This window comes from Arthrobacter sp. StoSoilB19 (assembly GCF_019977275.1).
In the GTDB taxonomy this organism is placed as follows: Bacteria; Actinomycetota; Actinomycetes; order Actinomycetales; family Micrococcaceae; genus Arthrobacter.
In genome coordinates this window covers 3588746-3601525 of sequence record NZ_AP024650.1, presented here as the reverse complement: position 1 = coordinate 3601525, position 12780 = coordinate 3588746, and the positions used below count along the sequence as shown (strand labels likewise).

General features: G+C 68.7%; 13 protein-coding genes. 8 read left to right on the top strand and 5 right to left on the bottom strand.

Annotation, left to right across the window (positions count from 1 at the left end; all coding sequences use genetic code 11):
• Positions 1 to 125 precede the first annotated feature (125 nt).
• Positions 126 to 1862 (bottom strand): bifunctional 3'-5' exonuclease/DNA polymerase, encoded by a 1737-nt coding sequence (locus LDO86_RS16640; RefSeq protein ID WP_026265717.1) that lies wholly within the window; start codon positions 1860 to 1862, stop codon positions 126 to 128.
• Positions 1863 to 2220: 358 nt separating this feature from the next.
• Between LDO86_RS16640 and ssd the strand changes: the two genes are divergently transcribed.
• The 7 genes from ssd (at position 2221) to LDO86_RS16605 (ending at position 7416) form a co-directional block, all read left to right on the top strand.
• Positions 2221 to 3255: a septum site-determining protein Ssd gene (gene ssd, locus LDO86_RS16635; RefSeq protein WP_018768961.1), complete on the top strand. Its 1035-nt coding sequence runs from the start codon at positions 2221 to 2223 to the stop codon at positions 3253 to 3255.
• Positions 3252 to 4556, top strand: a complete 1305-nt coding sequence (locus LDO86_RS16630) for a TadA family conjugal transfer-associated ATPase (RefSeq protein ID WP_018768960.1) — start codon at positions 3252 to 3254, stop codon at positions 4554 to 4556. The genes ssd and LDO86_RS16630 overlap by 4 nt, the downstream gene beginning before the upstream one ends.
• Complete coding sequence (locus LDO86_RS16625; protein ID WP_018768959.1) at positions 4553 to 5350, top strand: hypothetical protein; 798 nt, start codon at positions 4553 to 4555, stop codon at positions 5348 to 5350. The genes LDO86_RS16630 and LDO86_RS16625 overlap by 4 nt, the downstream gene beginning before the upstream one ends.
• The gene (locus LDO86_RS16620; protein WP_018768958.1) at positions 5347 to 5952 is read left to right on the top strand and encodes a type II secretion system F family protein; all 606 of its coding nucleotides are present in this window, start codon (positions 5347 to 5349) and stop codon (positions 5950 to 5952) included. The genes LDO86_RS16625 and LDO86_RS16620 overlap by 4 nt, the downstream gene beginning before the upstream one ends.
• A gap of 164 nt (positions 5953 to 6116) precedes the next feature.
• Positions 6117 to 6497: a DUF4244 domain-containing protein gene (locus tag LDO86_RS16615; protein WP_018768957.1), complete on the top strand. Its 381-nt coding sequence runs from the start codon at positions 6117 to 6119 to the stop codon at positions 6495 to 6497.
• Positions 6494 to 6997 carry a TadE family type IV pilus minor pilin gene (locus tag LDO86_RS16610; protein WP_018768956.1) on the top strand — a complete coding sequence of 168 codons (504 nt, stop codon included), beginning with the start codon at positions 6494 to 6496 and terminating at the stop codon, positions 6995 to 6997. The genes LDO86_RS16615 and LDO86_RS16610 overlap by 4 nt, the downstream gene beginning before the upstream one ends.
• On the top strand, positions 6994 to 7416 hold the full coding sequence (locus LDO86_RS16605; RefSeq protein ID WP_018768955.1) for an Rv3654c family TadE-like protein: 423 nt from the start codon (positions 6994 to 6996) through the stop codon (positions 7414 to 7416). Before LDO86_RS16610 ends, LDO86_RS16605 begins: the two co-directional genes overlap by 4 nt.
• A 21-nt stretch (positions 7417 to 7437) precedes the next feature.
• Here the strand turns inward: LDO86_RS16605 and LDO86_RS16600 are convergent, their stop codons facing one another.
• Entirely contained in the window at positions 7438 to 9813 is a 2376-nt protein-coding gene (locus LDO86_RS16600) for a DEAD/DEAH box helicase (protein ID WP_018768954.1), read from the bottom strand.
• An 86-nt stretch (positions 9814 to 9899) separates the two neighbouring features.
• Positions 9900 to 10592, bottom strand: a complete 693-nt coding sequence (locus LDO86_RS16595) for a GNAT family N-acetyltransferase (RefSeq protein WP_018768953.1) — start codon at positions 10590 to 10592, stop codon at positions 9900 to 9902.
• Positions 10593 to 10724: 132 nt separating this feature from the next.
• On the opposite strand from LDO86_RS16595, the gene LDO86_RS16590 reads away from it, so the two are divergent.
• A complete protein-coding gene (locus tag LDO86_RS16590; protein WP_026265715.1) occupies positions 10725 to 11621 on the top strand; it encodes a rhodanese-related sulfurtransferase in 897 nt (298 codons plus the stop codon).
• Positions 11622 to 11687: 66 nt separating this feature from the next.
• On the opposite strand, the gene LDO86_RS16585 is transcribed toward LDO86_RS16590, so the two are convergent.
• Together LDO86_RS16585 and LDO86_RS16580 are read right to left on the bottom strand one after the other, a co-directional pair.
• Positions 11688 to 12251 carry a hypothetical protein gene (locus LDO86_RS16585; protein WP_026265714.1) on the bottom strand — a complete coding sequence of 188 codons (564 nt, stop codon included), beginning with the start codon at positions 12249 to 12251 and terminating at the stop codon, positions 11688 to 11690.
• 50 nt (positions 12252 to 12301) lie between these two features.
• Positions 12302 to 12778, bottom strand: coding sequence for a hypothetical protein (locus LDO86_RS16580; RefSeq protein WP_018768950.1), 477 nt, complete (start codon positions 12776 to 12778; stop codon positions 12302 to 12304).
• Positions 12779 to 12780: the final 2 nt, after the last annotated feature.

The following is a 12780-nucleotide window of genomic DNA, read 5'->3' as shown; positions in this document are numbered from 1 at the left end:
TGGACCGGTCTGCATCAGCCCCGCTTCGACTGTAACGTCCGTCACCGGGCGCGCATAGCTACCGCCGGGTAGATTACTTATCGTCTCGACGACAGTAAGAGAGGCAGCACGGGAGGCGCTCCGCCCTATTTGGCGAGGTCGTAGGAGTCCACCACGGCCATGCTGACGGGGAACTCCACCGGGATGGGACCGAACAGCAATTCCTTGGCGGCCTTGGCCGATTCCTCGATTGCCGCGATGCAGGCATCGACGCGGTCCGAGGGCGCGTGCACCATGACTTCGTCATGCAGGAAGAAGGCGAGTTGGGCCCCCACAGGTCCGCCGCTGCCGCCGGTTCCTGCCGGCCGCAAGGCGCGCAGCCGCCGTCGCAATTCTGCCAGCCAGCAGGCCGCCCAGTCCGCTGCCGAGCCCTGGACCACGAAGTTCCGGGTAAAGCGCCCGCGGGACCGCGCGATCGACTCTGCCCTCCGCTGCTCCTCCGCCGTGGCCGAGCGCTGGCTGAGGAACCACTGCCCGGACGGCGGAGGGCTGCTGCGGCCCAGCCTGGTGGTGACCGTCCCGCCCGCTTCGCCCGCCCGCGCCGCCCGCTCCACAAAGTCCACGGCACGCGGGTAGATGCGGGCCAATTGCGGCATGAGGCGGCCGGCCTCGCCGGAGGTGGCGCCGTACATGGCGCCCAGCAGGGCCATCTTCGCCTTGGCCCGGTCGCCGCCAAATCCCTTGGCGGCGATCCCGGCGTACAGGTCCTGGTCCCGCGCCGCCTCAGCCATGGCCGAGTCCTGCGCCAGGGCCGCCAGGACGCGCGGCTCCAGCTGCGAGGCGTCCGCAACGATGAGCTTGTGGCCAGGGTCGGCGTGCACCGCGCCGCGGACCTGGCGCGGAATCTGCAGCGCCCCGCCGCCGCGGGATGCCCAGCGGCCCGACACCACGCCTCCCACCACGTATTCCGGGCGGAACCGGCCGCCGTCCACCCACGCGTCCAACCAGGACCAGCCGTTGGCGGTGTGAAGGCGGGAAAGCCTCTTGTACTCCAGCAACGGCTCGATGGCGGGGTGGCTGGACTCCCTCAGCTCCCACTTGCGGGTGCTTTTGACCTCGATCCCGTTGCGGTGCAGGGCGCGCATCAGGTCCTGCGGGGAGTCCGGGTTGAGCCCGGGTGAGTTGAGCATGACGCGCAGCTCCGCCGCCAGCGCCTCCAGTTTCACGGGACGCTGCCCGGCGGGCGGGCGGGGTCCCAGATGGCCGGCCAGGATCTGTTCGTGCAGGTCTTCCCGCCAGGGGACCCCGGCGTGCTGCATCTCGGCGGCCACAATAGCTGCCGCCGACTCCGCCGCGAGCAGCAGCTGGAGGCGGTTCCGGCGGTTTTCCTCCGTGCCCACGCCTGCCAGCGCACTCTGTTGGGCTGCGTATTCGGAACGGAGTTCCTCGAGCGGCGCCCCCGGCGGCAGCCCGGTTGCGGGATCATCGAACAGCGCGCCCTGGTCTGCAGGGGGACGCGGCGGCTGCAGCGCCTTTGGCGGAAGAGCGGGATCCTCCACCGGTACCCTGTCCGTGTTCCGGGCGTAGTCGGTGTGCGCGCTGAACTGCGAGAAGGCCAGGATGTTGCCGCACAGGGTGAGGTCGTAGCAGCGCTCCACCTCCACCTCGGATGCGAGCAGCGCCGGGTACCAGTCCTGGGTCCGGTGCCATATCCAGCGGGGCGGTTGGCCACCGGGGCGCCGTGCCTCCAGTTCGCGGACGACGGCGGCAAGGTCGGTGAGTGCCACAACGCGGGGTTCGGGATTGGCCGGCTGGGCGAGGCCCGCCTGCGTCAGTTCCTGGAGCGCCGCGCCGCGGGGGTGGGCGGCGAGCAGCAGGTACATGTTCCCATTGTGCCTTGTTGGAGGCTGTGCCTCGTTGAGGTGTCCGCGCTGCAGGTTGTCCACATACGGGACTTGCTCCCTTAACCAGGCCGCACCGCCGCGGCAGAGTGGCTCCATGAGCAGGCACCAGCTGAACGCATCCACATCCGGTCCGGGACAGGCCTCCGGCTCCTCGTGGCGGCCAACGAACACGGCGCCACCATCCCGCGGGGGTCCTGTTGCGGACAGCGGGGAAGCGTCCGAGGCCGCCTGGCTGCCGGAGCATTCAAGGCCTGTCGGTTCAGGGCTCAGGGGTTCAATGCCTGGGGGTTCAATGCCCGCCGGGATTCGGCCGGATGGTGCAGGAGAGGTTCTGCTGGTGACCTCCTCCGGCGTCCTCCGTGCCGAAGTGGAGCGTATTGTGGCAGCCGCCGGCGCGCACCTGCACGTTGTCCCGGACGCAGTGGAGGCAGGCCGCTACTGGGAGGCGGCAGCTGCCGTCCTGGTGGGCAGTGACGTGCGTGAACTGCCGCCCCGGCGCAGCACGCCTGCGGTCATGGTGGGCCTCGACGGCGAGGGCGACAGCCTCTGGCACCTGGCGGCGGCCCTCGGGGCAGAGCGTGTTGCCGTACTGCCGGATGCCGCCGCCTGGCTGGCAGACCATCTGAGCCGGTCGCGGTCGCCGGGCCCGGGCGGAATGGTCCTTGGCATCACGGGGGGTTGCGGCGGTGCAGGAGCCACCACCGCCGCCATCTGGATAGCGCAGGCGGCAGCAGGGCTGGGGGTACGGGTCCTGCTGGTTGACGGCGACCCATGGGGTGGCGGCCTGGAGCTGGCGCTCGCAGCAGAGGAAACCCCCGGGCTCCGATGGCCGGACCTCGCCGAGGCCAGGGGAAGCATCGACCCCCTGCAGCTCTCGGATTCCCTACCCGTTGCGGGAGGCTTTTCCTTCCTGTCCTGGCCTGCCACACGGGAGCAACCCCTTCCCGTCGCCGCCGCAGCCGCAGCAGGTGTGCTTGATGCTGCGCGCCGTGGCTATGAACTGGTCCTGCTCGATGTGGGAAGGGGGGCAGAGCCGCTCCATACGGTGGCCTGGGACTGCGACCGGATCATGATGGTGGTACCCGCACAACTGAAGGCAGCAGTGGCGGCCGTACGCCTGATGCAGGAGCTTCCGCCGGTGGAGGCGGCCCTGCTGGTGCGGGGCCGGCCGGGCTCCGCGCTGGACAGTTCGCTGATCGCTGACGCCGTGGGACTGCCGGTCCAGGGCCGGATACCAGAAGTCCGCGGCGTCGGCGGAGCCATGGAATCCGGCCGGCTGCTGGACCTGGGGAAGCGCCGGAACATCCGGCGCTTCGCTGCATCTGTGCTCGATTGGCTTGGCGATGACCTGCCGGCTGGAGAGTTGGCATGAGCCCGGCGCCGGGTAATCCGTCGGCTCCGGCCGGGAAAGCGGGCAGCGCAGCGGGGGCGGGAGGCCTGGGCTCACGGCGCAGCGTCCGCATCCTGGAAGCAAACCAGGCAGGCCGCCTGACGCGCAGCAGGGGAACCGCCGGCAGCGGCAGGACCATCGATTCAGGGCTGCTGGAATCCGTCCGCGAATCGATGATGGCAGAGGCCGGTGCCGTGACGCCGTCACGGGTTGCCGCGGCAGTCCAGGCCACCGGCAAGCTGTTGGGCACCGCAGGATCCCTTGCCGCCGTAGAGCGGATCAGTGCCGAACTCAACGGGCTGGGGCCGCTGCAGGAGCTCACCCGGGATCCCGCCGTCACCGACATCTTCGTCAACGCTCCCCACTCCGTCTGGGTGGACCGGGGCCGCGGCATCGAGCGGGTCCCCGTCCTGTTCGACGGCGAGGCACAGCTGCGGGCGCTGGCCTGCAGGCTCGTCGCTGCAGGCGGGCGCCGCCTCGATGACGGCTCGCCCTGTGTCGATGTCAGGCTCGCCGGCGGCTACCGTGTCCATGCCGTGTTGCCGCCGGTTTCCACGTCCGGGACGCTGCTGAGCGTCCGGATCCGCAGGGAGAAGGTCTTCAGCATGGAGGAGCTGCGCACCGGGGGCATGTTCGGCCCGGGAGTGCAGGCGGTGCTTGAGAAGGTCGTGGACAGGAGGCTGAGCTTCCTGATCAGCGGTGCCACGGGTTCCGGGAAGACCACGCTGCTGTCTACGCTCCTGGGATTGTGTGCGGCGGAGGAGCGGCTGGTCCTGATCGAGGATGCGTCCGAACTGAATCCTGTCCACCCGCACGTAGTCGCGTTGGAATCACGGCACGGAAACCTCGAAGGCGGCGGGACAGTGGACCTGGGGGAACTCGTCAGGCAGGCACTTCGCATGCGTCCGGACAGGTTGGTGGTGGGCGAGTGCCGGGGCGCGGAAGTCCGCGAGCTCCTTACCGCGATGAACACCGGGCACAGCGGCGGTGGAGGAACCATCCACGCCAACACGGCAGCAGCAGTCCCCGCCAGGCTCAACGCCCTGGGCGCGCTCGCCGGGCTGGGACCCGAGGCTGTTCGGCTCCAGGCTGCCAGCGCCCTTGACGCTGTGATCCACGTGGGCAGGACGTCCCGGGGGAGGGAAGTCCTTTGCATCGGACTTATCGGCGACGGCCCGGAGGGGCTGACGGTGGTGCCGGCGGTTGAAGAATCGGGGGTGGCGGGTCCCGCATGGCCGGCGCTGGCTGCCCGTTTGGGAATGGACTCCGGGGTCACCCTGTGACGATCCTCCTCATCGGAGTTCTGGGCGCCGCTGTGGTGCTGCTCCTGAAGCCGCCCCTGGATGCTGCGTCCAGGTTGCGTGCAGCAGGCGGCAGCAGCCAGAAGGCACCGGGATCCCGGCAGAGCCGGATACTGCGCTGGGGCAGCGCAGGCGGACGGGGCTCGGCGAAAATGCGGGGCCCTGGACTGACCCTGGTGGTGCAGCAGCTGGCGGCGCTGCTCAGGGGCGGCCGGACACCCGGGCGGCTGTGGGACGAGCTGTGGTCCGTGTACGGCACGCCGCAGGACGGGCAATGGCATGACCACGCGGCGCTCCCATCCCCAGCGCTGTCAGAGGGTTCAACTGCCGTCCTGGCTTCCGCACGCGCGGCCGCGGCAACCGGAGCCCCTGTCTCGGAGGCCATCCGGCGTGCGGTTTCCACGGCGTTGCCTCACAGGGACCGGGAGGCCAGGACCTGGTCTGAGCTTGCTGCCTGCTTTGACATAGCCGAAGCCAGTGGATGTCCGCTCGCCGACGTGCTGACCCGGTTCGTGGCCCAGCTGGAAGCGGAGGATGATGCGGATGCAGCCAGGCAGACCGCCCTCGCCGGCCCCAAAGCCACGGTCCGTCTCTTGACCTGGCTTCCATTGATGGGTCTTGGACTGGGTGCTGCCCTGGGCGTGGATCCATTGGCCACCCTGCTGGGAACACCCCTGGGACTGGCCGCATTGTTCAGTGGCGCGGTGCTCACGGCAGCAGGAAGGGCGTGGTCCGCCAGGCTTGTTGCGGCGGCCGCAGGGACAGGAGTGCCATGACCCCGGGTTTGGCTGCAGGCTTTGCACTGTTCCTGCTGCTCGCCGCAAGTGCCTGGCTTGCCTGTTCCGGCTTTAACCGGTCGTGTCACCGGCTCCGCCACCTGTTTCATGCCGTCCCGGGGGCGCAGCAGGTGGCCGAAGCCGAGTGGCCCGCAGGGAGCCGCGGCGAAGGCTTGAAGGACACTGCCATGATGCTCGAACTCGTGGCGGCGATGCTGGATGCCGGAGCCGGCATCGGGCGATCGCTCGAACTGGTGGCTGCCTCGGCCGCGCCGCAGTACAGGGACTCACTGCGGCCGGTGGTCTCGGCGCTGGCCATCGGGGCCGACTGGGAAACAGCGTGGCGCAGCTCCGCCGTCCGGCTCCCCGAAATCCTGGAGCTCCGGGATGCGCTGGGCTTCGCCGCGCTCACGGGGGCGCCATCGTCTGCAATCCTCTACGCCCAGGCAGCAAGGCTTCGCCGGGAACGGTTCCGGGCCGCGGAAAAGCGGGCCGCTTCGCTTGGCGTGAAGCTGGTAGTTCCGCTGGGCCTGTGTTCACTCCCTGCCTTTATCTGCCTTGGCGTCGTCCCCGTGCTGCTTGCCCTGGTTCCCACCGGATAACCTGCCGCTGCCGTGGCCACCGCGAAGGCCGATCCCTTCCTCCACAACACCGGGACGGCCCACCTTTTCCACTTAGCGCATCCCCTCCCTTACCTGCTCCCGCTGGGCGGGGAAGAGTCAAGACAGCCGGGAAACCACCGGAAACCAATGGAAAGGAAAACCACATGTCCATCCACCACCGCCGTCACTACACGGCAGGAACCTCCGCGTTCGCCGCGTCCGGCCAGAAGCCCACGAAAAAGGACGGCGCCCCGCGCAGCACCAGCAGCATCCCATCCGCTTCCGCCCCTGCCTTGGGCCCAAAGACTTCCCTCCCGGAGGCAGGCAGGATCGTCGAACTCCACCCTGGTTCGGGAAGTCTCCGGCCCAAGACATGGCGCCCCACGGGGCTGCTGGGTTCCCAGGCCGGCATGGCCACCGCGGAATATGCCATTGCTACCCTGGCCGCCGTCGGGTTCGCCGGGCTGCTTGTGTTCATCCTCCGCAGCGACGAGGTACGTGGTTTCCTGCTCAACCTCATCCGCACCGCGCTGGCGCTGCCGTGACACCTCTGCCGGCGGGGCTGCGAATTCATGGACCCCTCACGGCCGTCGTCGGCAGCAGCGCCGGCGGCAACGATGACCGGAAGACGGCGGACGCCGGTGCAAACGCCCGCGGCGCGGTTACCGCAGAGTTCGCCGTGGCACTGCCTGCCGTACTGGCATTGCTGGCCATGCTGCTTGCAGCAGCCGCCGCGGGGATGACGCAACTGCGCATCGAGGAGGGAGCCAGGGCCGGTGCCAGGGCGCTGGCCCGGGGCGATGACACCGTGGCAGTGGAACGGACGGTCCGGACGCTCGCCGGCGGTACGGCGGCTGCGTCAGTTGCTGCAGACGGCGAGTGGTTCAACATCACGGTCACGGACCGCGTGCCTGGGCCATTGGGAGCATCCATCCCGTGGACCCTCACCGCGCGTGCGTCAATGCGGAGCGAAACAGCCGGGACGGGAGCCGGCATCGGCGCCGGTGCCCTCAGGGGCTCCACGCATGGCCAGGCCGCCAAATGATGGCCGATGCCGGACGGCCCCACACTGCCGCCGCCAGGCGCCACACCACCAAGGGCAGGCGCGGGGCGGGAAGGCATGACGGCCGCGAACGCGGTTCGGGCACAGTCCTGGCCGCAGGGCTGGCCCTTGTGGTCATGACGGCCATGGCCGTCATGCTGCTGCTGGCCCAGTCCGCCGTGCTGGCCAGCAGGGCGGCAGCGGCTGCGGACCTGGCGGCCCTTGCCGCAGCGGATGCGCTCCGCGGCATCACCACGGGCGAGCCCTGCAGTGTTGCCGCCGAGGTCGCCGCGCGGCACGCCGCCACGGTCCTTAGCTGTACCGAGGGCGCGGGCCAGACCATTGAGGTGCGGACCCGGCTCGGCGAGCGCCCGCTGCTGGGAGCCGCAACCGGACATGCCCGGGCAGGGCCGCCGCCATAGCGATGACGCCGGCATCGGGCGTCAGCTCCTCGCCTCCACATCCACACGGGACGTCTCGGAGGCATCCTTGAGCAGGACATCCAGCAGGGTCACCGCGGCGGCCTTGTCCAGCGGATTGTTCTTGTTGCCGCACTTGGGGGACTGCACGCAGGACGGGCAGCCGGACTCGCACTCGCAGGCCTTGATGGCGTCCCGGGTTGCCGCCAGCCACACCATGGCCTTGTCGAAGCCCCGTTCGGCAAACCCCGCCCCGCCGGGGTGCCCGTCATACACGAAGATGGTGGGCACCCCGGTGTCCGCATGCAGTGCCGTGGAGACCCCGCCGATGTCCCAGCGGTCGCTGGAGGCGACGAGGGGAAGGAGCCCGATCGCGGCGTGCTCGGCGGCGTGGAGGGCACCGGGGAACTGGGCTTCGATGAGGCCGGCCCGCGTCAAGGAACGGTTGTCCACCACGAACCATACGGCCTTGGTGAAGAGCTCCCGGGCACCCAGCTCAAGGGGCTCCTCACCCAGGACTTCGTTGGAAATCAAGGCCTTGCGCTGGAAGGAGACAACCTGCGTGGTGACCTTCACATCGCCGAAGTGGACGGTTACATCGCCCCATTGCATGGTCCGCACCGTGTCCAGGACCTCGATCTGGGTCACGTCCCGTGCTGTGGTGTAGTAGTCGGGGTTTGCCCGGCGAACCATGACAGAGTGGTCGTCTTCGTTCAGGTCCTCCACCACGTAGGTGTCGCCCTGGTGGACGTATACCGCGCCCGTGTGGGCCTGGTAATGGGTCTGGGGCGAGTCCATGGTCCCCAGCAGCGAGCCGGTCTCGGCGTCAACGATGCTGACCGGACCGCCGCCGTCGGCCCGGAGATTGACCATGGCCGCGGCGCTTTGCGAGTGGGTCCAGAACCAGCCGGCGGGACGCCGCCGCAAATATCCCTGCGCCACCAGACGGTCCAGGAGCTTTTCGGCAGTTCCGCCAAAAAGGTCCAGCTCCGCCGGTCCCAGGGGGAGTTCCGCTGCCGCGGCGCAGAGGTGTGGTCCCAGCACATAGGGGTTGGACGGGTCGAAGACCGTGGCCTCCACCGAGACATCGAAAATCGCCTCCGGGTGGTTCACCAGGAAGGTGTCCAGCGGATCATCGCTGGCCACAAATGCGGCGATGGCATCCTGGCCCGCCCTGCCGGCGCGGCCAATCTGCTGGAACAGGGAAGCCCGCGTCCCGGGCCAGCCGGCCACCAAGACCGCATCGAGACCGGAAATGTCGATTCCCAGCTCCAGGGCGGACGTGCTGGAAACGCCCAGCAGCTGGCCCGACCGCAGCGCCTTCTCCACCGCGCGCCGCTCTTCCGGAAGGTATCCGGAGCGGTAGGCGGCCACCCGCTGCGGGAGGCTGGGGTCCACCTCGTCAAGGAGCCGCTTGGTGATGGCGGAGATGGTCTCGGCGCCGCGGCGGGATTTGATGAAGGCAATGGTCCGGATCCGGGCGGACACCAGGTTGGCGAGCAGGTCAGAAGTTTCGGCCACTGCCGTCCGCCGCTCCTTGGCCCCGTTCTCGCCCCGGACCTCGGTCAGCGCCGGTTCCCAGAGCGCCACGGTGGTGGCCCCGTGGGGCGAGCAGTCCTCGGAGACCGCCTTCACGGGGGCGCCGATGAGGCGTGAGAAGGAGACATCAGGCTCGGAGGCGGTGGCGGAAGCCGCGATGAAGACCGGTTCGGGGAACGAGGTGCCCGCGCCATAGTACGCGCAGATCCGGCGGAGCCGGCGCATCAGGTTAGCAACATGCGATCCGAAGACGCCACGGTAGCTGTGTGCCTCGTCCACGATGACGTAGCGCAGCCGGCGGAAGAACCCGGCCCACCAGGCATGGTTGGGAAGGATGCCGAAATGCAGCATGTCCGGGTTGGCCAGGATGAAATTCGCGTGGTCCCGGATCCACCGCCGGGCGGCCGGATCCGTGTCGCCGTCGTACGTTTCCGCCCGTACCGTGGGCAGCCTCAGGGCCCGGATGGCGTTCAGCTGGTCGGCCGCCAGCGCTTTGGTGGGGGAAAGGTAAAGGGTGACGGCACCGTCGTCGTGAATCTTTCCCGGCTCCGCCAGCACGCGCAGCTCGGAACGGTGGATCGCATCCAGCGCCGGCAACTGGTACGCCAGCGACTTCCCGGACGCGGTTCCGGTGGCCACCACAACGTGCTCCCCGGCATATGCTGCATTGGCCGCGTCCACCTGGTGCCGGTACGGCTCGCGGATGCCAAGCGACCCGTACGCCCCGAGAATGTCCGGGTGCACCCAGGCCGGCCACGGCGCGTGGATTGCCTCCCGCGCCGGGATCCTGCGGACATGACGGAGCTGTTCCGGGTCCGGGCCGCGGCCCAGCAGAGGAATCAGGGAGTCATGGGGGTTCACCCCACCATTCTTTCATCCGATGCACCGCGGCAGGTCACGGGTCACCAACGGGAACCCCGCAGCCCGGCTCCGCCGGACGGGCCGGCTCAGCTCAGCGACAGATCCGATCCGTCATGCGATGCCGAAAGCATCAGGACCCGGGCAATGGTGCTCCAGCCGAGGTGCGAATAGAGCTTCTGCCCGTCCACGGACGCCAGCAGGAGGCCGGTCCGGATGCCGCGGCCGGACGCCTGCGCCGCCAGCGCCCGCATGATCAGGCTCCCCAGGCCCCTGCGCTGGAATGCCGGCTGGGTGATGATCTTGTCAAAGACGGCGGTATCACCCACCACGAAGGCCCGGCCGCCCGCCGCGACCGCGTCCCCCGAAAGGACTTCGGCGTAATACACGCCGTCCCTTTCGTACGTGGAAAGTCTCAGGTCGTCATCGGAAAGCCACGGGTCCTCCGCGTCCTGGGTTTCCATGTCAACGATCATCATCGCCTGCGAATCCGAGGTGACATTCAGGCCCTGCCGGCCTGCCATTGCCGCATAGCGGGAGGGGTCATTGGTAAGGATGGTCAGCACCCGCGCGGGGGTTTCTGCGGTTCGGGCGGCCAGCGTGGCGAACTCGTCATCAGTAGGTTCTGAGGCGAAGACTTCCCACTCGCCGCTGGTATCAGCACGGAGTGCTGCCGGGAAGCGGCCCTCCTTGGCGGTCTGGTAACCGCGACACCCGGCCCAGCCCGCAACCCACACCTCAAGCAGGCCAGTGATGTCTTCAACAGCGGTTTCCGGACTCATGGCAAGAAGACTATTCCAGCCCGATCGCCAGCAACAGGGGGTAGGGAATCGCTTATGCAATCGTAATGAGGCCCTCCTCCGGGCGTTGTGAAGCAGGACCAGGCCGCCGCTGCAGCCGGTACCCTTAAATGCGTGGCTTTGAACAAAATTGTGCTTTTCTACGGCTTCACCCCCATCACCGATCCGGACGCCGTCCGGCTCTGGCAGCGCGCCCTCTGCGAGAAGCTGGGCCTTACGGGCCGCATCATCCTCTCCAAGGACGGAATCAACGCCACCGTGGGCGGGGAAATCGGCGCCGTTAAGCAGTACGTCAAGACCACGCGCGAATACGCCGGGTTCCGCGGCATCGACGTCAAATGGTCCGACGGCGGAGCAGAGGACTTCCCCCGGCTCAGCGTCAAGGTGCGGGACGAGATCGTCTCCTTCGGCGCACCCGGAGAACTCAAGGTCGACGCCAACGGCGTGGTGGGCGGCGGGAAGCACCTCAAACCCGAGGAACTCCATGAACTGGTGGATGCCAGGAAGAAGGACGGCGAGGACGTCGTCTTCTTCGACGGCCGCAACGCGTTCGAAGCTGAGATAGGCCGGTTCAAGGACGCTGTAGTCCCGGACGTGGCCACCACCCACGACTTCATCAAGGAACTGGACTCCGGCAAGTACGACTCCCTGAAGGACAAGCCGGTGGTCACCTACTGCACCGGGGGCATCCGCTGCGAGGTGCTCTCCAGCCTGATGGTGAACCGCGGCTTTAAAGAGGTGTACCAGCTGGACGGGGGCATCGTGCGCTACGGCGAAGCCTTCAAGGACCAGGGACTGTGGGAAGGCTCGCTCTACGTCTTTGACAAGCGTATGCACCTGGAGTTCAGCGACGACGCCAAGACCATTGGCCAGTGCGCCCGCTGCTCCGCGCCGACCAGCAAGTTCGAGAACTGTTCCAATCCCACCTGCCGCACGCTGACGCTGTACTGCACGGAGTGTGCCGCCAGTCCCGAGACGTTGCGCTGCCCCCAAGGCTGCACCGCCGCCTGAGGACGGTGCCGCTCCGGACGCAGGTGCCAAGCCAGGGTGAGGCCCCCGCCGGGACGACCCCGGCCGTCAGAGCCGGTACACGCAGAACGCATAGTTGGCCGCGGTCCTGGCCTCCACCCTGACCGTCAGGACGCTGTCCGTGGACAGGTAGATGACGTTTTCGCGGTTGATGCCGCACCGCAGGCCCAGGTCCACCAGCGTGAGGGTCTCAGTGCGCACCGTGAAGGTCACCCGGCGCTGGCTCCTGCAGGCGATGGCCAGGGTGTAGGTTCCGGTCTTCAGGACCGGTGAGGAGATGGTCCGCACTTCCGCGGGGGCCAGGAGCCCGGCATCGGCCTGGACCACCGGACCGGTGCCGTCGGGGAGCGCCCGCGACACCCAATCGCCCAGTTCCGCCTCGCTGACCGGGTCCTGCTGCAACGGGTCACGGGTGAAGGCCGGCGCCGGGGCGGCGCTGGCGGTGCCCTGCACGGTGCCGGTCCGGGCGTCGTCGTACGTATATTCGCAGCCGGCCAGCGCACCTGCCGCAAGCACCAGCCCAAGGGCGACGGCGGCGGCGGGCTTCGGTGCCAGCGGCGCCCGTGCTCTCCCTCGGGGAAGGGGCGCGGAGATTCTCCGCACACTGGGCATAGTCAGACTTTATGCCCGCAGCGGGCGGCGGACCATAGCCCGAGCGGGCGTTATTGGGCCGGTACCAGCTGGTAGGCGTAAAGCAGCGGAGCGTCCACGCTGGAGCTGCTGATTTCTACCCGTCCGGCAGCCGGCAGGCTGATTTTCGTGGTCTCGCGCCGGCCGTTGCAGGCGGCCCCGGCTTCCGCCACGGGCTTGCCGTCCAGCGTCACCGCGAAGAAGGCCTTCCCCGTCCCGTCACAGACTGCCGTCAGCGTGTAGCTTCCGGCAGGCACCCTTGCGGCCGCCTGCACGATCCGGTCGCGGTTAAGGATCTTGCCCGAGTCCTGGAGCACAACGGCCGCTGAGGAGGAGGGCAGGGCCGTGGCCCGCCACTTGGGGACATCCGCATTCTCCACGGAGGTCCCGGGCGAACACCCCGCAACGGCCAGGGCGAGGACCGCGGCAAACAGAGTCCCCGGCAGCGGCCGGCGCACCGCAGCGGCTGCCATGCGGGCGCGCGGAAGGAGGGCAGGACGTGAAGGCATGG

Coding starts and splice junctions, on each gene's coding strand:
- LDO86_RS16640 (WP_026265717.1), bottom strand. CDS start 1,862: ATGTACCTGCTGCTCGCCGCCCACCCCCGCGGCGCGGCGCTCCAGGAA.
- LDO86_RS16630 (WP_018768960.1), top strand. CDS start 3,252: ATGAGCCCGGCGCCGGGTAATCCGTCGGCTCCGGCCGGGAAAGCGGGC.
- LDO86_RS16620 (WP_018768958.1), top strand. CDS start 5,347: ATGACCCCGGGTTTGGCTGCAGGCTTTGCACTGTTCCTGCTGCTCGCC.
- LDO86_RS16615 (WP_018768957.1), top strand. CDS start 6,117: ATGTCCATCCACCACCGCCGTCACTACACGGCAGGAACCTCCGCGTTC.
- LDO86_RS16605 (WP_018768955.1), top strand. CDS start 6,994: ATGATGGCCGATGCCGGACGGCCCCACACTGCCGCCGCCAGGCGCCAC.
- LDO86_RS16595 (WP_018768953.1), bottom strand. CDS start 10,592: ATGAGTCCGGAAACCGCTGTTGAAGACATCACTGGCCTGCTTGAGGTG.
- LDO86_RS16585 (WP_026265714.1), bottom strand. CDS start 12,251: ATGCCCAGTGTGCGGAGAATCTCCGCGCCCCTTCCCCGAGGGAGAGCA.
- LDO86_RS16580 (WP_018768950.1), bottom strand. CDS start 12,778: ATGCCTTCACGTCCTGCCCTCCTTCCGCGCGCCCGCATGGCAGCCGCT.